Raw genomic sequence first — 25,054 nt, 5'->3', positions numbered from 1 at the left:
CGGCCGGGCTCCGGCGGTCCTACTCCCCCATCACCAGGCCGTCCTCGGCCGCGCCCCGGCTGAGCACGACGTCGCGGATGCGGTCGCGGACGGCCTGTACGCCGGCGCCCTGGGCGATCGCCCGATTGAGGTTGACGACCCGGCCGGCGTCGACGTCGAACAGCTGCGGGACGAACTCGGCCTTCGTCACCTCCCAGCGGCCGCCCGGCCGTGCGGGTGGGGCGAAGGTGAAGCGGCCGAGGGTGGACTGGTTGCCGCGCGGGTCCCGGGTGCCCTGGTGGTTGGTCATCTCGCCGGCGATCTGGTCGCCCATGCCGTAGATCACCCAGGTGCCGTTCACCTTCTCGTAGGCCTGCGGGACGTGCGCGTGGGTGCCGAGGATGAGGTCGATGTCGGGGCGCCCCTGACTGCGGGCGGCGGTGAGGCTGCGGGCCAGGGTCAGCTGCTGCTCGTCGGGGGCGTCCTGCCACTCGGTGCCCCAGTGCGTGGAGACCACGACCACGTCGGCGCCGGCCCGGCGCGCGGCCCGGGCGTCCGCGAGGATCCTGGCCTCGTCGATGAGGTTCACGGCCCAGGGCTGTCCGTCCGGGAGCGGGATGCCGTTGGTGCCGTAGGTGTAGGCGAGGTGGGCGATCTTCGCCGGGCCCGCCTGGAGGACCGTCACCGTGCGGGCCTCCTCCTCGGCGCGTGCCGAGCCGGCGTGCCGTACGCCTGCGCGGTCGAGGGCGTCGAGGGTGTGGCGGATGCCGGCGGCGCCGTCGTCGAGGGTGTGGTTGGAGGCGGTGGAGCAGCCGTCGTAGCCGGTGGCGGCGAGGGCCCGGGCCACCTCGGGCGGGGACTTGAAGGCGGGATAGCCGGTGTAGTCGCCGTCCGCGCCGTAGACGGTCTCCATGTGGCACAGGGCCACGTCGGCGCGGGAGACGACGGAGCGGATCCCCGCGAGCATCGGCCGGAAGTCGTAGCCGGTGCCGCCGGCGTCGAAGCGGGCCCGGTCGATGATCGAGCTGTGCGGGAGGACATCGCCGGAGGCGACCAGTGTGAAGCCGCGGGATCCGGCCACGGACGGTGCCGGGCGTCCGGGGCCGGTCGGTTCGTGGCTGCGGGCCTGGCAGGCGGCACCCGCGGCGAGGGCGACGGTCAGGGCCAGGGCCACCTGTCGACTGCGTGCGATCATGCATTCACCCCACTGTGGGCGTTGTGGTCGTATTTACGCACAAACAGGAAAGAAGGCTCACAGCGCCCCACACGGCTCCGACACGCTCATTAGCCCGTCCGGCGGGCGCCCGGCGGGCGGCCGTGACCGTTCGTCGAACCGTTCGTCGACGCGATCGACCGTCCGTCGCACAGGCGGATACGTGCCCTGTCCCCTGGCTTGGCCCTGCGGTGGCATACGGCCATGACGGCCGGATCCACTCTCACCAACGGAACGACCGCCGAGCACGAGCTCGCCGCACTGCAGCGGGAGCACGGCCGGCCCCTTTTCGCGCTCCTGCTCCGGCTCTGCGACGGTGACCGGCAGCGCGCGGAGGACCTGGTCCAGGAGACGCTGGTGCGTGCCTGGCAACACCCCGAGGCGCTGCGCGCCGACGACTTCGAGTCCGTACGGCCCTGGCTGATGACCGTCGGGCGACGGCTCGCGATCGACGCCCGGCGAGCCCGGCAGGCCCGGCCGGCCGAGGTCGGCGACGCGGTGCTGGAGAACGCGCGGGTCATCTCCGACCACGCCGAGCGGGCCGCGGCGATGCTCGACGTCCGCCAGGCTGTGAAGACACTCACTCCGGAACACCGTGAAGTCCTGGTGCTCGTGTACTTCCAGGGGGCGAGTGTGGCGGAAGCCGCGGCGACCCTCGGCATCCCGCCCGGTACCGTGAAGTCCCGCGCGTACTACGCGCTGCGCGCCCTGCGCCGGGTGCTGCCGGGATACGCCACCGACCTGCGCTGAAACCCATGGCTGAGTCAAACCTCCGTAAAGCGCCTTGCTGAGGACCCCGGTTGAGTAATCGGCTGTTCCCATCCGTGTTCCGGATGGGGCCGTCAGCGCCCCGGGGCCCGGTGTCGGGCGACGCGCACGTACCGGAGGAAGGCAGGAAGGGATGCTGCACAGAGGTCACGAGAGCACGGACGGCGGCGGCGAACTGACCGTCCCCATGGCGTGGTTGTACGCCGAGTACATCGCCGACGAACTGCTGCGGACCGGCGATCTGATGCCGCCGACGTCCTTCGAGTTCCGCGCGGGGCGGGACGCCCTGGCGCTGACCATCTTTCTCTCCGACACCGAGGGGGAGCTGTCCGGCATCCGGGTCGTCACGCAGCTGGAGACGTGGCTGTCACTGACGGCGTACGACCAGCCGTGGCAGGAGTGGGTGCGCGAGCGGCTGGCCGAGCTGGTCGCCGGGGCCGCGCAGTCGGGCCGGCCCGCGCCGGACCTGGACCTGGCGGCGGAGGCCTGGCGCTGGCTCCAGGAGACGGAGCTGCTCGCGCCCGACCTGAACGCGGTGCCGGGCGGCGCTCCGGTGGTCGGGGAGGACGAGGGGCCGAAGGTCTGGACGCCCGCCTGGCAGCTCGGACTGCCGCTGGGACACCTCGCCATCCACCTTTTTTAGATTTCTGCGGCCCCGGACCAATCCGCGGGCCGGAGCGCTCCGAATCCTTTGGTTGCGATTGTGTCACCGGCTTGAGTGATTCCGCTGCCTGGTCCGTACCGGTGGGAGCAAGGAGTAACCCCACCCACACCCAACGGCACGAGGATTCGGCATGAGGTCCCTGGAAAGGCATCGCGACGTCGGCGCCTACGCGCTCGGCGTGCTGGACGAGGCGGAGGCCTTCCGCTTCGAGGACCACCTCATGGAGTGCCCTCGGTGCGCCGCAGAGGTGACGGAATTTGGCCCGACGACACGGCAGTTGATGCTGTACCGGCGGGCGACGCCACGGTTCGTGCACCCGATGGCGCAGCCCGGGCCGCGCATGCTGGACCGGCTGCTGGCCGAGGTGGCGACGCGGCGCCGGGCCGGACGCAGACGCATGCTGTTCGCCTTGGCGGCGTCGGTGGTGTTCGCCGTGTCGGTGCCCGGGGTCGCGATGATGGCGGAGGGCAGCGACGAGGGGCCCCTGACGGTTGCGGCGACCGATGGGAGGACGGGGATGTGGGCGCAGGTCACGACGGAGGACGAGGCCTCGGGCAGCCAGGTCGAGCTGAAGGTGAAGGACGCGGCGGGCCCCCGCGCCTGCCACCTGGTGATCGTCGGCCACGACGGCACGCAGGAGACCGCGGCCAGCTGGCACGGGCCCGGCCACGACGCCCAGCCCAACACGATGATGGCCAGCTCGTCCATGCATCCGGCGGAGATCGCCCGCTACGAGATCCGCTCGGCGGCCGGAGAGGTCCTGGTCCGACTCCAACCGCGCTGACCATCCGTCCGCCCCTGTCGCCGGGCGCTCCCCACACCGCGATGTGAGACTGCTGGACCAACGCACCCGGGAGGTCCCGGGTGCCCGCGGTCCCGGCGGGGGGTGCCTCTATGTCTTTCGTCAAGCGAGGCGTGGGGTTTTGGGTTCGTAGAAGGTGCCGTCGCGGAGCATCGCGAACAGCACGTTGATCCGCTGGCGGGCGAGGCGGAGAAGTGCCTGGGTGTGGGTCTTCCCGCGGGTTCGGCAGCGGTCGTAGTAGGTGCGGGAGGCGGGATCGTGCAGGGCGGCGAACGCGGACAGGAACATCGCCCGTTTGAGCTGGCGGTTGCCGCCTCTGGGGGCGTGTTCGCCGTGGATCGAGGTTCCGGACTGCCGGGTTGTCGGGGCGAGGCCGGCGTAGGAGGCCAGGTGGGCGGCGGTGGGAAAGGAGCTGCCGTCGCCGACGGTGGACAGGAGGACTGCGGCGGTCCTGACGCCGATGCCGGGCATCGAGGTCAGGACCTGGGAAAGAGGGTGGGCCTCCAGCAGGGCCTCGATTCTGGCCTCCAGGGCCCGGCGTTGTTCGTGGACGGCGGCCAGCGACTTCGCCAGCGACGGCACGATCACGTCGAGGGTGCCGGTGCCGGGGACGACGACGGTCTGCTCGTCGAGCGCGGTGAAGATGTCGTCGACCAGCCGCTCGGCCATGCGCGGTGCCCTGGGGCGGATGACCTCGACGAGCCTGCGGCGGCCTGCCTTGCGGAGTGCCTGCGGAGATCCGTAGCGCTCGAGGAGCCAGGTGATGGCTGCGTGGTCCAGGCGCGGGCCCAGGACGCGTTCGAGGCTGGGGTGGAACTGGGTGAGCAGGCCGCGGATGCGGTTGGAGGTGCGGTTGGCCTCGCCGGCGAGGTCCTGGTCGAAGCCGACGAGCATGGTCAGCTCCGCGGTGACCTCGTCGGTCAGGTCGAGGGTGCGCAGGGTGTGGGGCATGGTGCGGGCGGCGTCCGCGATGACGGCGGCGTCCTTCGCGTCGGTCTTGGCTTCGCCGGGGTAGAGGTCGGCGATCCTGCGCATCGCCAGGCCTGGCAGGTAGGCGACCTGACAGTCGGCGTCCCGGGCGACGGTCAGTGGCAGGGCGCCGATGGAGGCAGGCTGGTCCACGACCACCAGGACGGTGCCGAACTTGGCCTTCAGCTTGTCGAAGACCGCCCGCAGCTTCGGTTCGCTGTTCGGCAGCGGCTTGTCGAAGACCGTCTTCCCGGCCGGGGTCAGTCCGTGTCCGTGATGGGTCTGCTTACCGACGTCCAGGCCCAGGAAGACGCCCACCCCGTCGATGCTGATCACCGTGCCCCCACCTGTGTCGACGTGTGCCGGCCCCGAGGTCGGGAGCCGTTCTCGCGCAGCCACGTTATGCAGACCTGCCGCCCGCGAGCAGCCGGGCATTTCGCCCGGCCAGGCAGTGGTCGGACCTCTGATCAGCGTCTCCGACGGCACCCCTCGGGCCCGGTGACACCACCCCCCAGGTCATCCCTTCGACAGGGGGCAAAAGTCATGCCGGGCCCGGAGGCCAGCGGCCCTCTTGCAGGACCGCGAAGAAGATAACGGGGGAGACGAGGTGGCGACGGCAGAGACCGGCGGCGGTCGCCTGGAGGAGTTCCTCGCCGATCCGCAGACCGCGGCGCTGGACCTGACCACCGCGATGGCCCGCTGCACCCGGGCCCTGGGATTCCAGCACTTCGTGATCTATTCTCCGGGATGCTGCGGTGGAGCAACTGCGGGCATCCCACCCCGCTGCTCATCCGCGACCAGCGGCTGCTCGTGGACGCCAAGCGGCGCGAGCCCGATCCGCCGATGGGGCTGCCGTCGCTGCTCGCCGGGCGGCAGTGGCAGACGCACGAGGTCGCGCTGAAGCCGGGCGACGGCCGCGGGCGAGCTGGCGCCCGAGACGCTGCGGCGCCTCATCCACTCCATCCTCGACTCGTCCACCAGCCGGCTGCGGGACGACGCGACCATCCTCATGTTCGAGCGGTCGGGCCCGCCCCGGTGAGGGCCGGCACGGTTCACTTCAGCAGCCGGGACATCCTGCGGTCCGCCAGCGGTTTGCCGCCCGTCTGGCAGGTCGGGCAGTACTGGAGCGAGGAGTCGCTGAAGGACACCTCGCGGATGGTGTCGCCGCACACCGGGCAGGGCTCGCCGGTGCGGCCGTGCACGCGCAGGCCGCTCTTCTTCTCGGCCTTCAGCCGGCCCGCCGCCACGCCCCGGGAGCGTTCGACCGCCTCGGTGAGTGTGTCGCGCAGGGCCGCGTACAGTCGCCCGGTCTCCTCCTCGGTCAGGGACGCGGCCAGTTTGAAGGGCGACATCTTCGCCGCGTGCAGGATCTCGTCGCTGTAGGCGTTGCCGACGCCCGCGATCAGGCCCTGGTCGCGCAACGCGCCCTTGATCTGCCGCCGTTCACCGGCCAGCAGTTCCGTGAAGCGCCGCTCGTCGAAGTCGTCGGCCAGCGGGTCCGGGCCCAGCCGGGCGACGCCCGGGACCTCCTGCGGGTCGGCCACGACGTACACCGCGAGCCGCTTCTGGGTGCCGGCCTCGGTCAGGTCGAAGCCGGCGCCGGTCTCCAGGGCCACGCGCAGCGCGAGGGGGCCCTTGCCGGGGCGGGGCGGGCCGTCGGGCAGGCGGTCCTTCCAGTGCAGCCAGCCGGCGCGGGCCAAGTGCGTCACGAAGTGCGGGCCGCCCTCGGTCCTGATGTCGAGGAACTTGCCGTACCGGCGCACGCCGGCGACCTCGTGGCCCTCCAGCGCGGACAGGGGCGGGTCATACGTCTTCAGGACGCTGATCGCGACGGGCAGCACCCGTACGATCTCGTGGCCGACGAGGTGCTCGGTGAGGAAGTCCTTGAGCACCTCGACCTCGGGGAGTTCCGGCATAGGTCCAGAGTGCCACGTGGGGTCACTCCGGGTCGGGCACCACGAACTCGCACCACACGGCCTTGCCGCCGCCGCGTGCCTCCACGCCCCACACGTCGGTGAGCAGCTCGACCAGCAGCAGGCCCCGCCCGGAGACGCCCGACTCGCCCGCCTCGCGGCGGCGCGGCAGGGCGCTGGAGGAGTCCTCGACCTCGACGCGCAGCCGGCGCTCGGAGCCGGTGAGGGCCCGCAGGGTGACGATCGCGGAGCCCTCGGTGTGCATCAGGGCGTTGGTGATCAGCTCGTCGGCGACCAGCTCGATCTCGTCGGCGCGGTCCCGGGCTCCCCAGGCGCCGACCGCGGTGCGGATCATGTGCCGGGCCTCGACCAGGGCCGCCGGATCGCCGGGGGCGACAAGCCACTGGAGCCGACGGCCGGACTGCGGGCCGTCCGGGCCGCGCCGGCGCAGCAGGAGCAGCGCCACGTCGTCGTCGCCGCCGCGTTCGGCGGCCACGTCGATGAGCCGGTCGGCGAGGTCCCGTACGTCGTCGGGGCCGGTTTCGACGAGCGCGGTGAGGGTGCGCATACCGTCGTCGAGGTCGGCGCCGGGCTGCTCCACCAGGCCGTCGGTGCACAGCAGCAGGGTCTCGCCCGGGTCCAGCTCCACGGTGCCCACCGGGTAGTCGAGGCGGCCGAACTCGGCGGACAGGCCGAGCGGCAGGCCGCCCGGGACGGTGACGCGGCGGCAGGAGCCGTCGGTCTGCCGCACGAGCGGATCGATGTGGCCGGCCCGGACCATCTGGAGCACGCCGGTGGCCAGGTCGGCCTCCGCGTAGAGGCAGGTCGCGGAGCGGTCGGTGTCGAGTTCGTGCAGGAAGACGGAGGCCCGGGCCATCACGGTGGCCGGGGTGTGCCCCTCGGCGGCGTAGGCGCGCAGCACGATGCGCAACTGGCCCATGACGGCGGCCGCGTGCGTGTCGTGGCCCTGGACGTCGCCGATGACGGCGCCGACCCGGCCGCCGGGCAGCGGGATCAGGTCGTACCAGTCCCCGCCGATGTCACGGCCGAGGGAGCCGCCGATGGTGGCGGCGCGGTAGCGGACGGCGATGTCGGCCCCGGGCACGCTCGGGATGGTCCGGGGCAGCATGGCCTGCTGGAGGCCCTGCGCGAGGTCCATCTCCTGCTCGTAGAACATGGCCCGCTGGAGGCTCTGCGCGATGCTGCTGCCGAGGGCGACGAGGATGTTGCGCTCCTCGGGCGTGAAGCCGCGCCGGTCGCTGTAGAGCAGGCCCATCGCGCCGATCGGCTGTGCCTGGACGATGAGCGGCAGATAGGCGGCGGAGGTGATGTTCAGGTCGGTGATGTGCGGCCAGAGGATCGGGTAGCGCTCGGCGAACTCCTCCGGCGACTCGATGAAGCAGGGGGCGAGGGTCCGTACGGCCTCGCTCATGGGGTAGGGCTCGTCGATCCGGGTGATGCGGGTGCCGGGCACGAAGCTGTCCGAGGGTCCCTCGGCGACCAGCCGGATGCGGCCGGCCTCGACCAGGCCCATGACGAGGCTGGTGGCGCCCAGGTGGGTGAGGCCGTGGGTGTCCTTGAGGACGTCGATGACGTCCTGGACGGTGCGGGCGTGGGCGAGGGCGGCCGTGGTGAGTTCGACGACGCTGGTCTGCTGCCGGCGGGCCTCGTCCTGGGCGGCCTGGTCGCTGCGGGCCTCGCTCTCGGCGAGTTCCTGGGTGGCGTCCCGGACGATGCCGATGATGCGGCGGGGCCGTCCGGTGTCGTCGCGCCCGATGTAGCCCTGGGTGTGGGTCCAGCGCAGGGAGCCGTCGCGGCAACGGATGCGGAAGTAGGCGCCGTAGTTCTCGCTGCCGTCCTTGAGGGCCTGGGTGACCGCGGTGTCCAGGCGCCGGGCCTCGCCGGGCGGGACGCGCTGGGAGAGGGTCTCGGGGTGGTCGTCGTACTCGTCGGGGCGCACGTCGAAGACCTCGTGGGCCTGGGCGTCCATCTGCATGAGGCCGGTGTCCAGATCCCAGTCGAAGCTGCCCATCCGGTTGAGCGCGAGGATCGCGTCCGGATGGGCGGGCCAGTCGTCCGGGAGTGACAGGGCTCTCGCTCCCCGATCAGCCATGGGCCCACCTTGCCAGGATTCGTCCGATTCTTCGACCGGATGTGCTGAGTTTACGGGCCGCTCCGCCGAACCGGCCCTCAGTTACCGAAGACGTCCGTGGGGCTGCCGAGGATGCGGTCTTCGGCCGGATCGTCGGGAATCAGCCCGGCTCCGTCGAGCGGATCGGGACTGTCCGGCACGGTGTCGGGGCCGACCTCGTCGAGGCCGCCGGGGTCTTCGGGGGACGGCTCACCTGGCAGCGGGCCCGTGTCGTCGGGCGGTGACGGGTCCGTGACGGTGGCCGGAGGGCTCGGGTCACTCGGAGGGCTCAGGTCCCAGGGGGACGCGCTGTCCAAGTCCAGGTTCGGGGAGACGCCGGGCTCGCCCGGGACGAGGGGCTCGCGCGGGACCGGGGGCGGTGGCTCGGACGGCTCCGGCGCCGGGGCCGGGGGCGTCGTCGCCCAGACCGGTGGCGGCAGGGCCCGGTCGCGGCGTACGTCGTGGCCGGCGCGCCGTTCGATCCAGGTGCGGGTGGTGACGTCGACGATCGTGAAGTCGGTGATCGCCTGCGGGGCCGGGTTCACGACGACGACCCGGCCGGGCCGGTAGCCGGGCCAAGGGGTGCCCGTGGTGTGGGGCGTGCCGCGCATGGCCACGGGCGGGCGGAGCGGGTTGCCGCAGGCGCACCGGACGCGCGGCACGCCCCGGTCGTCGACCAGGACGGCGGTGCCCGCCTGGAGGACGGCCTGGTAGCCGGCGGCCCGGTCGGCCCGGAAGCCGTGGTTGGTGACGCGGGTGTCGGCGCGCAGCACGACCGGGGTCAGTCCGCGCAGGTGGTCCGGGACGGACGCCGGGGAGACGCCCGCGACCCGGGCGAAGGCGCGCGTCCTGGCCCGGTCGCGGGTGAGGTGGCCGATCTGCCGGGCGACGTCGCAGCTGCCTGTCCTCTCGATGCCGCCGTACAGGCCTGGGGTTCCGCCGGAGAGCGAGCGCAGGCCGCTGAGAGAGGCGGAGACCCGGACGGCATCGCCCGGGCCGGCCGTCTCCGGCGTTCGGGGGGTAGGGGACGGGGTAGCCGTCGTGGTGGCCGCGGAGTCCGTGAAGGGGTTCGGCCCCTGGGCCGCGGCCGATTGGAGGAAGAGTGCCCCGCCGGCGCCCGCGGCGTCGCCATCGCCGTCGCCGCCGCCGTTCGCGCCGCAGCCGGAGAGGAGGAGCGCCGCGGAGAGCGCGCAGGCCGTGACGAAGGTCCCGGTCGGTGTCCGCACCTCGCCCTCCAGCCCATTTCGTCACATACGAGTTAATTGATCACTATTGTTTGCTTCACTCACTCGGGTCACGCAACCGGAGCGGTGGCACACGGAGCGTGACCTCGGGGTCCGGCGACGCACTGGGAGGAGCGCACGGCCGTGGACTGGTTCACCGCATCCGACTACTGGCTGAGCCGGCTGGTCTTCCAGCGGGCGCTGGCCGCCGTCTACCTCGTCGCGTTCCTGACGGCGGCGTTGCAGTTCCGCGCGCTGATCGGGCAGCGCGGCATGCTGCCGGTGCCGAAGTTCGTCGAGCGGGTGCCTTTCAAGCGGGCGCCGAGCCTGTTCCAGCTGCACTACTCGGACCGCTTCTTCGCCGTCTGCGCGTGGGCGGGCTGCGCGGTGTCGGCGGCGCTGCTGGCCGGGCTCGACTCGGCTCTGCCCCTGTGGGGCGGCATGCTGCTGTGGCTGGTGGCGTGGGTGCTGTACCTGTCCATCGTCAACGTCGGGCAGACCTGGTACTCGTTCGGCTGGGAGTCGCTGTTGCTGGAGGTGGGCTTCCTCGCCGTGTTCCTCGGCAACGACGAAGTGGCGCCGCCCGTCGTCGTGCTGTTCCTGCTGCGCTGGATCCTGTTCCGCGTGGAGTTCGGCGCGGGGCTGATCAAGATGCGGGGCGACGAGTGCTGGCGGAAGCTGACGTGCCTGGACCACCATCACGAGACACAGCCGATGCCGGGCCCGCTGAGCTGGTTCTTCCACCATCTGCCCCGGCCCCTGCACCGGGTCGAGGTGGCCGCGAACCACTTCACGCAACTCGTGGTGCCGTTCCTGCTGTTCACGCCCCAGCCGGTCGCGACGGCCGCCGCCGCGCTGATGATCGTCACCCAGCTGTGGCTGGTGCTGTCGGGCAACTTCGCCTGGCTGAACTGGATCACGATCGTGCTGGCCCTGTCGGCGGTGCGGTTCCCGGCCGATCCGCCGGACGTGCCCGGCGCCCCGCTCTGGTACGTGGTCGTGGTCCTCGCGGTCGCCGCGCTGCTGGTGGGGCTCAGCTACCACCCGGTCCGCAACATGATCTCCCGCCGCCAGGTGATGAACCGCTCCTTCGACCCGCTCCATCTGGTCAACACCTACGGCGCGTTCGGCAGCGTCAGCCGGGTCCGCTACGAGGTGGTCGTCGAGGGCACGGCCGACGACGTACCGCGTGAGGACTCGCACTGGCGGGAGTACGAGTTCAAGGGCAAGCCCGGTGATCCCCGGCACTGGCCGCGCCAGTTCGCGCCGTACCATCTGCGGCTCGACTGGCTGATGTGGTTCGCGGCCCTCTCCCCCGCGTACGCCGGGTCGTGGTTCGGCGCGCTGGTGGAGCGGTTGCTGGAGAACGACCGCGAGACGCTGAAGCTGCTGCGCCGCTCGCCGTTCCCGCCGGAGGAGCCCCCGCGGTACGTGCGCGCCCGCCTGTTCCGCTACCGCTACACGACGTGGCGGGAGCTGCGGGAGACGGGCGCGTGCTGGGAGCGGACGTACGTACGGGAGTTCCTGCCGCCGACGCGGCTGGCGGAGACCGTTCAGAGGTCGTAGACGCGGGTGGCGGTGGCCCCGAAGATCCGGGCGTGGTCGGGTGGGCCGGTCAGCCGGCGTGCGGTGTCGAGCACGTCGCCGTAGGTCGCCGCGAGGGTGCACACCGGCCAGTCCGAGCCGAACATCAGGCGGTCCGGGCCGAAGGCCTCCAGCACCGTGTCGGCGTACGGGCGCAGGTCGTCGATCGTCCAGGACGCGAGGTCGGCTTCGGTGACCATGCCGGACAGCTTGCAGACGGTGTTGGGCAGGGCGGCGAGGGCGCGCAGGTCGGACGCCCAGGGTTCGAGGCCACCTGAGGCGATGGGCGGCTTGCCCAAGTGGTCCAGGACGAAGGTGAGTTGCGGCAGACCTACGGCCGCCTTGGTGCAGGCCGGGAGCTGGTGGGGCAGCACGACCAGGTCGTACACCAGCCCCGCGTCGGCCACGGCGGTCAGGCCTCGGCGTACGTCCGGACGCAGCAGCCACTCGGGATCCGGCTCGCCCTGGACCTGGTGCCGGATGCCCTTGAGATACGGCCCGCCGGGCAGTTCCCGCAGCCGGGCCAGCTCGTCGGTCACGTCGGGTCGGGTGAGGTCGGTCCAGCCGACGACCCCGGCGATCAGCTCGTGCTCGTCGGCCAGGGCGAGGAACTCCGGGGTCTCCTCGGGGACGGTGACGGTCTGGACGAGGACGGTGCGGTCGACGCCGGCCGCGCGGGCCTGAGATGCGAGATCCTCCACCGTGAAATCGCGCCGGATCGGGCTGCCTTCCGCGATCCAGTCCTGGTCCCGGACGGCCAGGTCCCAGACGTGGTGGTGCGCGTCGACCACGGTCATGACGGCAGCTCCCAGACGACGGGCAGGCCGGCGGCCGCGCCCTCGCCGGAGTAGTCGTGCACCACGTCCAGCAGTTCGGCCATGCGCGCCTGCCAGGCGACGTTGACCGGAAGTTTCTCCAGTTCGGCGAGGAGACGGGCGTAGTCCTCGCACTCCAGGACGTGGAACAGGTCGGTGCCGCTGCGCCAGATCGTCCAGGAAGTGGCGCCGGCGGCGCGGATGGCGTCGGTGAGTTCCCCGGGCACCTCGCGGTGGGCGGCCTCGTAGTCGGCGATGCGGTCGGCGCGGACCTTGGTGTGCAGGGCGACTCTCATGACGGCTCCTTGGCCGGTGCCTCGGACGGTTCCTCGGCGGGGACGGGGGCGTCGGCGGGCAGCAGGCCCTTGGCGCGCAGCTCCTGCCAGAACGCGGCGGGCACGCGGGCTGCGAACTGGTGGGCGCAATCGCGGACTTCGTGTGCCGAGCGGGCTCCGACGAGGACGCTCGCGACGGCCGGGTGGGCGGCGCAGAAGGCCAGGGCGGCGGCGCGCAGCGTGGTGCCGTGGCGGTGGGCGACGGACTTCAGGCGCAGCGCCCGCTGGACCAGGTCGGAGGGTGCGACGGTGTAGTTGTACTTCGCGCCCGGCTGCGGGTTGGCCAGCAGGCCGGAGTTGAAGGCGCCGCCGATGACGACGGACGTGCCGCGTTCCTGGGCGGCGGGCAGCAGGCCGGTGAGGGCGCTCTGGTCGAGCAGGGTGTAGCGGCCGGCGCACAGCACCACGTCGACGTCGGTGTCGCGGACGAAGCGGGTGAGCATCTCCGCCTGGTTCATCCCGGCGCCGATCGCCCCGACCACGCCCTGTGAGCGGAGCTTCTCCAGCGCCGGGTAGCCCTCGCGGAAGGCCCACTCGGCGTGCTCGTCCGGGTCGTGGAGGTAGACGATGTCGACCCGGTCGAGGCCGAGCCGTTCGAGGCTGGCCTCCAGGGTGCGGCGGATGCCGTCGGCGCTGAAGTCCCAGACGCGGCGGTGGGTGGCGGGCACGGCGAAGCCGCCCGCCAGGTCGTCACCGGTGCCGTCCGAGGGTTCCAGGCGGCGGCCCACCTTGGTGGAGACGGTGTACCGGTCGCGGGGACGGTCGCGCAGGGCGGCGCCGAGGCGGCGTTCGGACAGGCCGAGGCCGTAGTGCGGGGCGGTGTCGAAGTAGCGGATGCCCCGCTGCCAGGCGGCCTCGACGGCCTCGTGGGCCTGCTCCTCGCCGACCTCGGTGTACAGGTTGCCGATCGCGGCCGCGCCGAAGGACAGGGCGCTGACCTCGACGCCGCTGCCGCCGAGCCGGTTCACCGGGCCACCGGGCGCAGCCGCAGGCCCTGCATGCCGCCGTCGACGGCGAGCGAGGTGCCCGTGGTGGCGCCGGACAGGGGGCTCGCCAGGTAGGCGATGGCGCCCGCGACCTCGCCGGCGCCGACCAGGCGGCCGGTGGGCTGGCGGGCCTGAAGGGCGGCGCGTTCGGCGGCCGGGTCGGGTGCGGCGTCGAGGAGGCGGCCGACCCACGGTGTGTCGACCGTGCCTGGGTTGACGCAGTTGACGCGGATGCCCTCGCGGACGTGGTCGGCCGCCATGGCGAGGGTCAGCGAGTACACGGCGCCCTTGGTGGCGCTGTACAGGGCGCGCTGCGGCAGGCCCGCGGTGGCCGCGATGGAGCAGGTGTTGACGATCGCCGCGTGCGCGGAGGCGCGCAGGTGGGGCAGGCAGGCGCGGGCGGTGCGGACCATGCCGACGACGTTGACGTCGTAGACGCGGTGCCAGTCGTCGTCGGAATTGTCCTCCACGGTGCCCTGGGCGCCGATGCCCGCGTTGTTGACCAGGACGTCCAGCCCGCCGAGGTCGGCGACCGCCGCCGCCACGGCCTCGCGCACGGACGCGTCGTCGGTGACGTCCGCCCGGTAGGCGAGCAGCGGCTTGTCGACCGATGCCGGGTCCAGGTCCAGGACGGCGACCTGGGCGCCGCGCTCGGCGAGCAGTTCCGCGGTGGCCCGGCCGATTCCGGAGGCGCCGCCCGTCACCAGGGCCCTGAGGCCCTCGAAGTCGCTCATACAGCCCGATCCTTCTTCTGTTCGTCGAGGTCGGCGGCCCAGAACTCGCCGCCCGGGTAGGTGTAGCGCGCCAGCGACTCGGGCCGCATGGCGGCCGAGAAGCCCGGCGCGGTGGGTGCCGTGTAATGACCTTCGCGGATGACCACCGGGTCGAGGAAGTGGTCGTGCAGATGGTCGACGTATTCGATGACGCGGTCCTCGGTGGTGCCGGTCAGGGCCACGTAGTCGAACATCGACAGGTGCTGGACGAGTTCGCACAGGCCGACGCCGCCCGCGTGCGGGCAGACGGGGACGCCGAACTTGGCCGCGAGCAGCAGGATCGCGAGGTTCTCGGGGACGCCGCCGACCCGGGCCGCGTCGATCTGGACGACGTCCAGCGCGCCGGCCTGGAGGAGCTGTTTGAAGACGATCCGGTTGTGCACGTGCTCGCCGGTGGCGACCTTCACGGGGGCGACGGCGCGGCGGATCGCGGCGTGGCCGAGGATGTCGTCGGGGCTGGTGGGCTCCTCGATCCAGTACGGGTCGAACTCGGCGAGGGCCTTGGTCCAGCGGACGGCCTCGTCGACGTCCCAGCGCTGGTTGGCGTCGACGGCCATGCGGATGTCCGGGCCGATGACGGACCGGGCGACGCGGCAGCGGCGGATGTCGTCGTCGAGGTCGGCGCCGACCTTGAGCTTGATCTGCCGGAAGCCGTCGGCGACGGCCCGGTCCGCGAGCCGGGTGAGCTTGTCGTCGTCGTAGCCGAGCCAGCCGGGTGAGGTGGTGTAGGCGGGGTAGCCGCGCTCCAGCAGCCGGGCCGTGCGCTCCTCGGCGCCCTGTCTGCCCCGGCGCAGGAGGGTCAGGGCCTCCTCGGGGGCGAGGGCGTCGGTGAGGTAGCGGAAGTCGACCTGGCGGACCAGCCATTCGGGTTCGGCCTCGGCGAGCAGCCGCCACAGCGGCAGGCCGGCGCGCTTGGCGGCGAGGTCCCACACGGCGTTGACGACCGCGCCGATCGCCATGTGCATCACGCCCTTCTCGGGCCCCAGCCAGCGCAGTTGGCTGTCGCCGATCAGGTCGCGGTTCAGGGTGGACGGGTCGGCGCACAGATCGTCGACGGAGCGGCCGGTCAGGTGTCCGCGCAGCGCGTCGATCGCGGCGACCTGCACCTCGTTGCCCCGCCCGATGGTGAAGGCGAATCCGTGCCCCTCGTGCCCGTCGGCCGCGTCCGTGCGCAGGACGACGTAGGCCGCCGAGTAGTCGGGGTCCGGGTTCATCGCGTCGGAGCCGTCGAGCTCGCGCGAGGTGGGGAAGCGGACGTCGTGGGTGTCGACCGCGATGATGCGGGCGGGCGTCGGGGACACGGAGGGCCTTTCGGGTCGGTGGCGGAGGCGGGCGGGTCAGTCCTGGGCGCGGCCCGTGGTGACCCGGGCGATCATGAGGGCGACCAGGATGATCCCGCCGTAGATGGCCTGGATCCAGAACGACGGCACCTGGGCGAGGGTGAGCAGGTTCTGCACGACGCCCAGAAGGAGTACGCCGGTCAGGGCGCCGAACATGGTGCCCTTGCCGCCGTCGAGGGCGATGCCGCCGATCACCGCTGCCGCGAACACCGTGAAGATCATGTTCTGGCCCTGGTTGGCGCTGATCGCGCCGACGTATCCGGTCTGCATGATGCCGCCGACGGCGGCGAGGACGCCCGCGACGACGAACACGCCGAGCATGACGCGCTCCACGCGGATGCCCGCCGCCCGGGCCGCGTCCGCGTTGCCGCCGATGGCGTACAGGGCGCGTCCGACGCGGTGGTACTTCAGGACCTGCCCGGCCACGGCGAAGGCGATCGCGGCGAGCCACACGGACAGCGGGACGGTGAGGAAGGTGGTGGTCGCCAGCGAGTAGAAGCTGTCGGGCATCCCGAACAGGGTCTTGCCCTTGGTCGCGCCGACCAGAAGGCCGCGCAGCACGATCAGCATCGCGAGCGTCACGATGAACGCGTTGAGTTTGAACTTCACGACCAGGACGCCGTTGAAGGCGCCGACGGCCGCGCCCGCGACGAGGACCGCCAACAGGGCGAATGCCGCCGGGAGTTCGGTGCCCCAGCCGGACTGGGCGGCGGGCAGGACCAGCAGGGCTCCCACGGCGGGGGCGATGCCGACGACCGATTCCAGGGACAGGTCGAACTTGCCCGTGATGAGCACGAGGGACTCGGCGAGCACGACCATCGCGAGGGCGGCGGAGGCGCCGAGGATCGAGACGATGTTGCGCTCGGTGAGGAACGAGTCGTTCACCACCGCGCCTAGCACCAGGAGCAGCAACAGCGCGGGCACGAGGGCGAGTTCGCGGGCGCGGCGGAGCAGGACGGCCTTGGCGGCGCGCGGGTCGGTGGCGCGCGCGGGCGCGAGCGGCGGGGCCGTCTTGGTCTCAGCCATGGTCCACTCCTTCGATGGAGGCGATGAGCTCGTGGTCGCGCCAGCCCGCCGGGTGCTCGGCGACGACACGGCCGTGGAAGAGGACGAGGACCCGGTCGCAGCGCCTGAGGTCGTCGAGTTCGTCGGAGACGACGAGCACGGCGGTGCCGTCCTCGCGGGCGCTGTCCATCCGGGCGAGCAGGGACTCCTTGGACTTCACGTCGACGCCCGCAGTCGGGTTGACGAGGACGAGGAGCCGTGGGTCGGAGGCGAGAGCGCGGGCCATGACGACCTTCTGCGCGTTGCCGCCGGACAGGTCCGAGACGGGCTGGTCGGGGCCCTGAGCGTGGATGTCGAGGCGTTCGATCAGCGCCGTGGCGACACCGCGCTTGCGGTCGGTGCCGACGAAGCCGAAGCGGCCGAGCCGGTCCAGGACGCTGAGGGTGGCGTTGTCGCCGATGGACATGCCGAAGACCAGCCCCTCGTCGTGCCGGTCACGGGGGACGAAGCCGACGCCGGCCTTCAGCGCGGCCTGGACGTCACCGAACGGCAGCGGAGCACCGTCGATACGGGCCGTCCCGCTGGTGGGGGTGTGCAGTCCGGTGACCGACTCGGCGAGCTCGGTCTTGCCGCTGGCGCTGGATCCGGCGAGTCCGACGACCTCACCGCGGCGGACGGTGAGGTCGACGTTCTCGTACGCCGGCGAGGTGAGTCCGCGGACGTCGAGGAGGACGGGCCCGGCGTCCGGGAGGGTCCTTCGCCGCTCGGCCTGTTCGGCGATCGTCTCCCCCGCCATGGCCTCCACCAGGGCCTGGCGGGGCAGGTCGGCGACCGGGGCCGTGGTGATCCAGCGGGCGTCGCGCAGGACCGTGACGGTCTGGCAGATTTCGTAGACCTCCTGGAGGTGGTGCGAGATGAACAGGAAGGTGACGCCCGAGTCCTGGAGGGCGCGCATGCGCGTGAACAGCCGCTCGATCTCGCGGTTGTCGAGCTGGGCGGTGGGTTCGTCGAGGATGATGAAGCGGGCGCCGAAGCTGAGGGCCCGGGCGATCTCCACCATCTGCCGGTCCTCGACCTTGAGGTCGGCGGTGCGGGCGCCGGGGTCGACGCGCACGTCCCAGGTGTCGAGGAGCCGGGCCGCCTCGGTCTGCAGGCGGCGCCAGCTGATGAACCCCCGCCTGCGCGGCTGCCGGTTGATGAACAGGTTCTCGGCGACGGTCAGTTCGGGGACGACCGTCGGGTGCTGGTAGACGCAGGCGACCTTGCGGCGCCAGGCGTCGCGGTCGGTGAGCGGGGGCGCGGGGTCGCCGTCGAAGCGGACGGTGCCCTCGTCGGGGGCTTCCAGGCCGGTGAGGATCCTGACGAGGGTCGACTTTCCGGCGCCGTTGCGTCCGACGAGGGCGTGCGACTCGCCCGGCAGCACGGTCAGTTGTCCGTCGGCGAGGGCGGTGGTGGGGCCGTACCGCTTGACGACGCCCCGCGCTTCAGCCAGTGGGGTGCTCATTCGACCGTGTTGCCCCAGAGCTTGGGGTCGTCGACGTTGTCCTTCGTCACCAGCGGGGCGGGCAGTTGGTCCTCCAGGATGCCGCTGGGCAGCTTGACGATGGTCGAGTCGTGGTCCGTCGGGCCCGGCTCGAACGTCTTCCCCTGCATCGCCGCCTTGATGTAGTACATGCCGTACTTGGCGTAGGCGTCGGCGGGCTGGGAGACGGTCGCGTCGATCTCGCCCTTGCGGATCGCGTCGAACTCCTGCGGGATGCCGTCGTTGGAGACGATGGTGATGTGGCCCGGCTGCCCGGCCTTCTTCAGCATTCCCTTGGATTTGAGGGTCTGGAGGGTGGGCGCGAGGTAGACGCCGCCCGCCTGCATGTAGATGCCCTTGATGTCGGGGTTGGCGTTGAGAAGGGTGTCGAGCTTGGACGCCGCCGTGTCGGACTCCCACTTGGCGGGGACCTCCAGGACCTTCAGCTTCGGGAAGTTCTTCTTCACACACGCGCGGAACGCCTCGGAGCGGTCGCGGCCGTTGACCGAAGCGAGGTCGCCCATGATCTGCACGACCTTGCCCGAGGTGATGTGCTCGCCGAGGTACTGGCAGGCCTTCTCGCCGTACGCCACGTTGTTCGCCCGGACCACCATGGCGACCTTGCCCTTGTCGGGCGCGACGTCCACCGCGACGACCGGCACGCCCTTGCGCTCGGCCTGGTCGAGGCCCGCCTCGATGGCGGCGCTGTCCAGCGGGGCGACGACCAGGCCCTTGACGCCCTGGTTGAGCTGGTTGTTGATGTCGGTGATCTGCTGCGAGGGGTCGCTGTTGGAGTTGACGGTCTTCATCGCGTCCACGCCCTCGGACTTCGCCATCTTGGGCACGTAGTCGTTGTACGACTGCCAGAACGGCGAGGTCAGCAGGGGCAGGACAACCCCGACCTTGCCGCTGCCGTCGCCGCCGGCACCGGAGGCGCCGGTGTCCTTGGTGCTGCCGCAGGCGGCGAGCACGAGACAGGCGCCGGCGGCCAGCGCCACCGTGCCGACGATCCGGGACCTGTTCCGCTTGCGCAGTGTGCTTCCGGGCATCCGAGGGCGCTCCCATCGACCGGTGTTCCAGCAGATGCCCGCATACTTATCAGACCACTCCCTCGCCAGAACACCCTGCTGCGCCGGTTTTCCGCGCTTCTGGCGCATAGTGGTCCGACCACCTCGCCGATTAGACTGCGCCGCAGCCGGTGATCGGAGGAATGGCGTGGACGACGAGACAGCCCCGCAGAAGGGCACCGTGACGCAGCGCGCCATCGAGCGGATCAAGGCGATGATCGGCGAGGGCCGGCTGGAGCCGGGCCAGCGGCTGCCGACCGAACGTGACCTGGCCGCCCAGCTCGGCATCTCCCGCAGCTCGATGCGGGAGGCGATCCGCGCGCTGACGGTGCTGGGCGTGCTGGAGGCCCGGCACGGGTCGGGCATCTACGTCACGCAGCTGGAGGCCGGCGACCTGCTGGAGACCTTCGGCGTCGTGGCGGACCTGTCGCGCGGCCCGCGTCTGGTGGAGCTGCTGGAGATCCGGCGGGTCCTGGAGTCCACGGCGACGGCGCTGGCCGCCGCCCGGATCACCGCGGACCAGCTGGCCGAGGTCGAGAGGCACCTGGCGGCGATGAACGCCACGGACGATCCGGAGGAGATCCTCGCCCACGACCTGGCCTTCCACCGGGAGATCGCGGTGGCCGCGGGCAACGAGACCATGGCGGCGATCCTGGAGGGCCTGTCGTCGCGGACGTTCCGCGCCCGTGTCTGGCGCGGCTACCAGGAGGAGGGCGCCTTCGCCCGCACCCGCCGCGAACACGCCGCGATCCACCGCGCCCTGGCCGCCCACGACCCGGAGGCGGCCCGCGCGGCGGCGGCCGCGCACGTGGGCGAGGTGGAGGAGTGGCTACGAGCACAGCTCGGGCCCTAGGAACAGCCACCAGGGCCCGAGGTGCCGCCGCTACTTGAACTGACCGGGCTGGTAGTCGCCCGCCGGCTGCTGAAGGACGACGTTCAGCCGGTTCGCCGTGTTCATGAAGGCGATCAGGGTCACCAGGGCGACGAGCTGCTCCTCGTCGTAGTGCTCGGCGGCCCGCTCCCACACCTCGTCCGGCACCCCGCCGGCGCCGTCCGCGATACGGGTGGCCTGCTCGGCCAGCTCCAGCGCGGCACGCTCGGCCTCGGTGTACACCGTGGCCTCCCGCCAGGCGGCGACGAGGTTGATCCGTACGGAAGTCTCACCGGCCGCCGCGGCCTCCTTGGTGTGCATGTCGATGCACACCGCGCAGCCGTTGATCTGGCTCACGCGGAGCGAGACCAGCTCCCGGGTCGCGGCCGGCAGCGGTGAGTCCACGACCAGCCGCCCCAGGGACATGAACTGCTTGATGACCTTGCCGGCGCTCGGGATGGCGAAGACGTCCAGACGCGCGCTCATGGTGGGCTCCTCTGTCGTTGTCGATGCTTACGCCCTTATGAGTCAGGGGCCCGGCCCGATGTGACATCGAGGAATGTGACCTGCGTCTCCCGCTGTCGCGATGCCCCAGCCGAGTTCCTCCAGGTGGACGAAACGGTGACAATGAGCCGTATGCGGCTACGAGGCACAGCCTGCGTCACCGCCGGAATGCTGCTGGCCGTGGCGATCGGCTGTACCGGCGGTGGGGACGAAAGCGCGACCGGGACCTCTCCGGCATCGACCCGGGCCACGAGCGAGAGACCTCGCGCGACGCCCTCCCCCACCCCGACCGACCCCGTCTCCCTCCCGGCCCTGATGCAGCGCAAGCACACCGGCTCCGGCCTGCGCCTCGGCGCGGTGCTCGACCGGACCTCCGCCTACACCCGCAACGCCGTCACCTACGAGGCGAACGGTCTGACCATCTCGGGGATCATGAACATCCCGGAGGGCAAGGGCCCGTTCCCGGCGCTCGTGCTGGCGCACGGGTACATCGACCCGGACGTCTACGTCAGCGGCCAGGGCATGCCCCGGGAACAGGACCGCCTGGCCCGCAGCGGCTACGTCGTGCTGCACACCGACTACCGCAACCACGCCCGCTCCGACGACGACCCCTACAACGACGTGAACCTGCGCCTCGGCTACACCGAAGACGTCATCGGCGCCGCCCTGGCCCTGCGCGACTCCGGGCGCCCGGAGATCGACGGCGACCGGATCGGCCTGTTCGGCCGGTCGATGGGCGGCGGGGTCGTGTACAACACGCTGGTCGTGGCGCCCGGCCTGTTCGACGCCGCGGTGGTGTACGCGCCGGTGAGCGCCCGCCCGGAGGAGAACATCGACCACTTCCAGCGGCCCGACGGCGATCCCGTCGTGGCCCAGATCGAGGAGAAGCACGGCACGCCCGAGGAGAACCCGGCCTTCTGGCGCGCGGTGTCGCCCCTGACGTACGTCGACCGGGTCACCGAACCCCTGCTGATCCAGCACGGCACGGCGGACGACACCTGCCCCCTGACCTGGTCACGGCAGGTCGCCGGCGCGTTCGAGAAGGCGGGCAAGGACGTCGAACTGCGCACCCACGCCGGCGAGGAACACACCTTCGGGCCGCGGTGGCCGGCCTCGATGGACCTCACCGAGGCCTTCTTCGCACGCCACCTGCGCTGAGCCGCTCAGACCCGGGACCGGTACAGGCCGAACCCAGCGATCCGTACGGGGCCTCGCGCCCCGGTCGCCCGGACCCGCCACCGCCGGGCCCGTACGGCGTCGGGCAGCAGCAGGATCCGGCTCGCGCCGATCACCCCCGCCCGGGCCACCTCCTCCCAGCCGCCGTCGCGGTACGCCTCGACCACGAAACTCTCCACCTGCTGGCCGTACCGGATGTCCTCCGCCAGCCGGACCCGGTCCACCTCACGCGTGACGCCGAGGTCGACGGTCATCCCGGTCGGCGAAGTGCCGGACCGCGCCCCGAGCGCCAGGTCCTCGGGCAGCTCCCGTTCGATCCGCTCGCGGAACTCCCGCAGCCGCGTCACATCGGCGGCCGGCAACAACCCGTCGGTGTCCGGCGGGACGTTGAGCAGCAGTACGGAGTTCCGGCCGACGGACCGGAAGTAGATGTCCGTCAACTGCTCGATGCTCTTCGGCTGCTGGTCGGCGTGGTAGAACCAGCCGTCCCGGATCGACACGTCGCACTCGGCGGGCCACCACTGGAGGTGGTCGGCCACCGGCCGGGCCGCGACCAGCGCGTCCCGGCTGCCCATGTCGGGGGCGTCGTAGGAGAGGGCGTAGTCGGTCCGCCCGTAGTCCTTCTGCTGTACGGGGACGACGCTCCACTCGTCCTCGCGGGCCGGTCCGGCCTCGTTGCCGACCCACCGCACGTCCGGCCCGGTCACGGCGACGACGGCGTCCGGGGCGAGCGACCGCACCAGGGCGTACCAGCTGTCCCAGTCGTACTTCTCGACCTTGTCCGGCGGGATGTGCCCCTGCGCCCCGTCGAACCACACCTCGTCGACCGGCCCGTACTCGGTGAGCACCTCGTAGAGCTGGTTGAGCATGTGGGCGCCGTAGTCGGTGGCGGGGAGCGTGTACGAGCGGGAGGGTGTGCGGTCGTCGCCGTCGACGGGCGTGGGCACGGTGCGCGGGGAGCGGGCGCTGCCGTTGGCGTACACGCCGTGCAGGTACTGGTTCTCGTCGGCGGGTGAGATGTAGACGCCGACCTTGATGCCGTGCCGCCGCATGGAGTCGGCGAAGTCGCGCAGGACGTCGCCCCGGCCGGCGCGCCAGCTGCTCGACGCCACGGTGTGGCCGGTGTAGCGGGAGGGGTAGAGGACGAAGCCGTCATGGTGCTTGACGGTGAGGATGGCGAGCTTGAAACCGCCGTCGCGCAGGGCGCGGGCCCACTGGTCGGTGTCGAGGCCGGCCGGCTGGAAGACGTCCGGGTCCTCGTCGCCCGTGCCCCATTCCAGACCGGTGAAGGTGTTCACACCGAAGTGCAGGAACGCGGTGCGCTCCAGGCGCTGCCAGGCGAGCTGCCGGGCGGTGGGGCGTACCCGGGAGGCCTTGCGGACCAGGTCCTCCCGGGTGTCGTCGGGGCTGACGGGGATGCGCTGACGTGAGTCCTCGGAAACCGCGAGTGCTGGTGCCGCCATGCCGGCGGAGGCGGCGAGGACGGTGGCGGAGGCGAGGACGACGCGTCGGGAAACGGCCATGGCGATGACTCCTCAGGTCAGGTGCCAGACGGCTGGGGTGCGCTGGTCGGGCGGGTACTGCGCGAGCCGGCCGTCGTCCGTCACGCTCACCGTCATCTGCGTGATCGCGTTGACGAGCCGGTAGCCGCCGCCTCGGGCCCGCTCCAGCTCCCAGCGCTGGAGGGTGCCGGCGGGATCGCAGGCCTGCGGGGTCACCTCGACGCCGGGCTGCAGGGGCACGTTGAGCGTGAGCTTCCCGCCCCGCACCTCCAGGCAGCCGTCCCGGGTCCGCAGGGTGGCGTAGCCGTCGGCGGTGCGCCGGACGGCGGCGGTGAACGACCGGCCGGGCGTCCGCAACGTGTACGTCCCGTCCGCGACCGGCACCCGGGCCGGGTCCCACCGGCCGGGCGCGTGCCCCACCTCGGCCCCGCGCGCGGTGAACTCTGCGTACGTGGCGTCGGGATGCGGGTCGCCCCAGGTGGCCTGCGCGATGTGCCGCAGGGCGGGCCACAGGGCGACGGCGACCTCGTTCTCGGTCTCCCCGCGGCCGTTGTCGGGCCAGAGGCTGATCTTCGCGCCGGTGATGCCGTCGGCGGAGGTGAGCCTCTCGCCCTCGAAGCTGCGCGGGTCCCAGCTCTGGTCGTAGAGCGCCTCGGTGTCGGTGTGGAAGCCGCCGCGGACGAGGTAGAGCGCGTACGCCGCGTTCATCAACGGATAGCCCCCGGCGCTGAGTTCGCTCGGCTTGACCGCCACGTTCAGCCAGTGCTCGACCGTCGTACCGGCCGCGACCGGCACGGTGTTGGCGCCGGTGAGCCCGTCGTTCCAGATGCGCAGCCGCTTGCCCTTGCCCGCCGCGTGGGCGTGGACGCGGTTGACGAAGTCGACGAACGCGTCCTGGGGTGTGGCGTTCGGGCCGTATCTCTCCCGCGCGTACCTCAGCACCTGCGGGTACTTGGCGAAGTCGGAGCCGAGCATGTACTCGTCGGCCCCCATGTGCCAGTCGCGCGCGGTGAAGACCTCGGCGTACTCGTCCATCAGGCTCGTGTAGTAGGCGAAGGCCTCGGGGCGCGTGATGTCCAGCCGGGCCGGCTGCCTGGTGCCGTCCGTGTCGGTGAGCTGCAGGTCGGGGCGGTTCTCGATCCACGGGTCCATGTGACCGGGCGAGTTGATCTCAGGGATGATCTCGACGTGGTACTTCTCGCCGAGGGCGACCAGCCGGCGGATCTCGTCCTTGGTGTAGTAGCCCCAAGTGTTGGCCTCGGGGTGGGCGTCGCTCTTCACCTTCAGTTCGAGGAGCAGCTGGTTGAGCTTGTGGTACGCCATCTCGCGCACCAGGTTCTCCAGCCAGGGCAGCGAGACGTGGATGTAGCAGGCGCAGACGCCGACGCCCCGTTCCCGGTAGCGCGGCACGTCGACGGTGCGTCCTGCGGGGACGCGATCGCCCTGCGCGAGGAGCTGGAGGAGGGTCCGGGTGCCGTGGAAGGCGCCGGTCTCGGTCGCGCCGGTCACCGACAGCCGCCGCCCGGCGTGGAGTTCGTAGCCCTCCGGGCCCAGCGAGGTCCTGCCGGGCCGGATGTCGATAACGATGTCACCGGCCCGGGCGCCGCCTCCGACGACGGGGACCGTGCCGTGGCCGGCCGCCCGGAGGTCGGCGGCGAGGGTGCCGGCGACCCGGCGTTCGGTTCCGGTGCCGGCCACGAGCCGGGTGTCCCGGCCGTAGGCGTAACTGCCGGGTTCCGGAGACCAGTCGGCGAGGGCGGGCACGGTGACCGGTGTCCGTGGCTCCTCGCGTGCGACAGCCGGGGCCGCCGTGACGAGCAAGGCCAGCGCCGCCACGACTCCGGGCCACCGCACCCGCCGTCCTCTGCGCTCAGTCATACGACTCCCCATTCATCGGATGTCTGATCATTGA

Annotated in this window: 22 protein-coding genes and 1 pseudogene; 7 read left to right on the top strand and 16 right to left on the bottom strand. The window is 71.9% G+C overall.

Features of this window, described 5'->3' with window-relative positions; genetic code table 11:
• Positions 1-19: 19 nt before the first annotated feature.
• Positions 20-1,174 carry a CapA family protein gene (locus PV963_RS39910; RefSeq protein WP_274821318.1) on the bottom strand — a complete coding sequence of 385 codons (1,155 nt, stop codon included), beginning with the start codon at positions 1,172-1,174 and terminating at the stop codon, positions 20-22.
• Between the two features lie 222 nt (positions 1,175-1,396).
• Here PV963_RS39910 and PV963_RS39905 point away from each other — a divergent pair, with 222 nt between their 5' ends.
• The 3 genes from PV963_RS39905 (at position 1,397) to PV963_RS39895 (ending at position 3,408) form a co-directional block, all read left to right on the top strand.
• On the top strand, positions 1,397-1,942 hold the full coding sequence (locus PV963_RS39905; RefSeq protein ID WP_274821317.1) for a sigma-70 family RNA polymerase sigma factor: 546 nt from the start codon (positions 1,397-1,399) through the stop codon (positions 1,940-1,942).
• A gap of 151 nt (positions 1,943-2,093) precedes the next feature.
• Positions 2,094-2,603: a hypothetical protein gene (locus tag PV963_RS39900; RefSeq protein WP_274821316.1), complete on the top strand. Its 510-nt coding sequence runs from the start codon at positions 2,094-2,096 to the stop codon at positions 2,601-2,603.
• A gap of 151 nt (positions 2,604-2,754) precedes the next feature.
• A complete protein-coding gene (locus PV963_RS39895) occupies positions 2,755-3,408 on the top strand; it encodes a zf-HC2 domain-containing protein (protein ID WP_274821315.1) in 654 nt (217 codons plus the stop codon).
• A gap of 120 nt (positions 3,409-3,528) precedes the next feature.
• Here PV963_RS39895 and PV963_RS39890 read toward each other — a convergent pair whose 3' ends face one another.
• Positions 3,529-4,731 (bottom strand): IS110 family transposase, encoded by a 1,203-nt coding sequence (locus tag PV963_RS39890; RefSeq protein ID WP_274814237.1) that lies wholly within the window; start codon positions 4,729-4,731, stop codon positions 3,529-3,531.
• Between the two features lie 411 nt (positions 4,732-5,142).
• Here PV963_RS39890 and PV963_RS39885 point away from each other — a divergent pair.
• Positions 5,143-5,247, top strand: a pseudogene (locus PV963_RS39885) (hypothetical protein); the annotation flags it as partial.
• A 200-nt stretch (positions 5,248-5,447) separates the two neighbouring features.
• Here the strand turns inward: PV963_RS39885 and PV963_RS39880 are convergent.
• The 3 genes from PV963_RS39880 to PV963_RS39870 form a co-directional block, all read right to left on the bottom strand.
• Positions 5,448-6,311 carry an Fpg/Nei family DNA glycosylase gene (locus tag PV963_RS39880; RefSeq protein WP_274821314.1) on the bottom strand — a complete coding sequence of 288 codons (864 nt, stop codon included), beginning with the start codon at positions 6,309-6,311 and terminating at the stop codon, positions 5,448-5,450.
• 22 nt (positions 6,312-6,333) lie between these two features.
• Positions 6,334-8,421, bottom strand: a complete 2,088-nt coding sequence (locus PV963_RS39875) for a SpoIIE family protein phosphatase (protein WP_274821313.1) — start codon at positions 8,419-8,421, stop codon at positions 6,334-6,336.
• 77 nt (positions 8,422-8,498) lie between these two features.
• A complete protein-coding gene (locus PV963_RS39870; RefSeq protein WP_274821312.1) occupies positions 8,499-9,665 on the bottom strand; it encodes a DUF6777 domain-containing protein in 1,167 nt (388 codons plus the stop codon).
• Between the two features lie 141 nt (positions 9,666-9,806).
• Here PV963_RS39870 and PV963_RS39865 point away from each other — a divergent pair, with 141 nt between their 5' ends.
• Complete coding sequence (locus PV963_RS39865) at positions 9,807-11,228, top strand: lipase maturation factor family protein (protein ID WP_274821311.1); 1,422 nt, start codon at positions 9,807-9,809, stop codon at positions 11,226-11,228.
• Here PV963_RS39865 and PV963_RS39860 read toward each other — a convergent pair.
• From PV963_RS39860 to PV963_RS39825, 8 genes are read right to left on the bottom strand one after another with little or no spacing between them, the layout of a single operon-like run.
• Positions 11,216-12,043 (bottom strand): amidohydrolase family protein, encoded by an 828-nt coding sequence (locus PV963_RS39860; protein ID WP_274821310.1) that lies wholly within the window; start codon positions 12,041-12,043, stop codon positions 11,216-11,218. The genes PV963_RS39865 and PV963_RS39860 overlap by 13 nt on opposite strands.
• Positions 12,040-12,357, bottom strand: coding sequence for an L-rhamnose mutarotase (locus tag PV963_RS39855; protein WP_274821309.1), 318 nt, complete (start codon positions 12,355-12,357; stop codon positions 12,040-12,042). Before PV963_RS39855 ends, PV963_RS39860 begins: the two co-directional genes overlap by 4 nt.
• On the bottom strand, positions 12,354-13,364 hold the full coding sequence (locus PV963_RS39850; protein ID WP_274821308.1) for an aldo/keto reductase: 1,011 nt from the start codon (positions 13,362-13,364) through the stop codon (positions 12,354-12,356). The genes PV963_RS39855 and PV963_RS39850 overlap by 4 nt, the downstream gene beginning before the upstream one ends.
• Positions 13,361-14,116, bottom strand: coding sequence for an SDR family NAD(P)-dependent oxidoreductase (locus PV963_RS39845; protein WP_274821307.1), 756 nt, complete (start codon positions 14,114-14,116; stop codon positions 13,361-13,363). Before PV963_RS39845 ends, PV963_RS39850 begins: the two co-directional genes overlap by 4 nt.
• A complete protein-coding gene (locus PV963_RS39840; RefSeq protein WP_274821306.1) occupies positions 14,113-15,456 on the bottom strand; it encodes an L-fuconate dehydratase in 1,344 nt (447 codons plus the stop codon). Before PV963_RS39840 ends, PV963_RS39845 begins: the two co-directional genes overlap by 4 nt.
• 36 nt (positions 15,457-15,492) lie before the next feature.
• Complete coding sequence (locus PV963_RS39835; protein WP_274821305.1) at positions 15,493-16,521, bottom strand: ABC transporter permease; 1,029 nt, start codon at positions 16,519-16,521, stop codon at positions 15,493-15,495.
• Positions 16,514-18,004, bottom strand: coding sequence for a sugar ABC transporter ATP-binding protein (locus PV963_RS39830; protein WP_274821304.1), 1,491 nt, complete (start codon positions 18,002-18,004; stop codon positions 16,514-16,516). Before PV963_RS39830 ends, PV963_RS39835 begins: the two co-directional genes overlap by 8 nt.
• The gene (locus PV963_RS39825) at positions 18,001-19,071 is read right to left on the bottom strand and encodes a sugar ABC transporter substrate-binding protein (protein WP_274821303.1); all 1,071 of its coding nucleotides are present in this window, start codon (positions 19,069-19,071) and stop codon (positions 18,001-18,003) included. The genes PV963_RS39830 and PV963_RS39825 overlap by 4 nt, the downstream gene beginning before the upstream one ends.
• Positions 19,072-19,237: 166 nt before the next feature.
• Here PV963_RS39825 and PV963_RS39820 point away from each other — a divergent pair, with 166 nt between their 5' ends.
• Complete coding sequence (locus PV963_RS39820) at positions 19,238-19,942, top strand: FadR/GntR family transcriptional regulator (protein WP_274821302.1); 705 nt, start codon at positions 19,238-19,240, stop codon at positions 19,940-19,942.
• A gap of 30 nt (positions 19,943-19,972) precedes the next feature.
• On the opposite strand, the gene PV963_RS39815 is transcribed toward PV963_RS39820, so the two are convergent.
• Entirely contained in the window at positions 19,973-20,446 is a 474-nt protein-coding gene (locus PV963_RS39815; RefSeq protein WP_274821301.1) for a carboxymuconolactone decarboxylase family protein, read from the bottom strand.
• Between the two features lie 150 nt (positions 20,447-20,596).
• Between PV963_RS39815 and PV963_RS39810 the strand changes: the two genes are divergently transcribed.
• The gene (locus PV963_RS39810; RefSeq protein ID WP_274821300.1) at positions 20,597-21,622 is read left to right on the top strand and encodes an alpha/beta hydrolase family protein; all 1,026 of its coding nucleotides are present in this window, start codon (positions 20,597-20,599) and stop codon (positions 21,620-21,622) included.
• A 5-nt stretch (positions 21,623-21,627) separates the two neighbouring features.
• On the opposite strand, the gene PV963_RS39805 is transcribed toward PV963_RS39810, so the two are convergent.
• Both PV963_RS39805 and PV963_RS39800 read right to left on the bottom strand, forming a co-directional pair.
• Positions 21,628-23,163, bottom strand: a complete 1,536-nt coding sequence (locus PV963_RS39805; RefSeq protein WP_274821299.1) for an alpha-L-fucosidase — start codon at positions 23,161-23,163, stop codon at positions 21,628-21,630.
• A gap of 12 nt (positions 23,164-23,175) precedes the next feature.
• Positions 23,176-25,020, bottom strand: coding sequence for a family 20 glycosylhydrolase (locus PV963_RS39800; protein ID WP_274821298.1), 1,845 nt, complete (start codon positions 25,018-25,020; stop codon positions 23,176-23,178).
• Positions 25,021-25,054 lie beyond the last annotated feature (34 nt).

Source organism: Streptomyces coeruleorubidus, assembly GCF_028885415.1.
GTDB lineage: Bacteria > Actinomycetota > Actinomycetes > Streptomycetales > Streptomycetaceae > Streptomyces > Streptomyces coeruleorubidus_A.
This window is presented reverse-complemented; position numbering and strand designations above follow the sequence as displayed.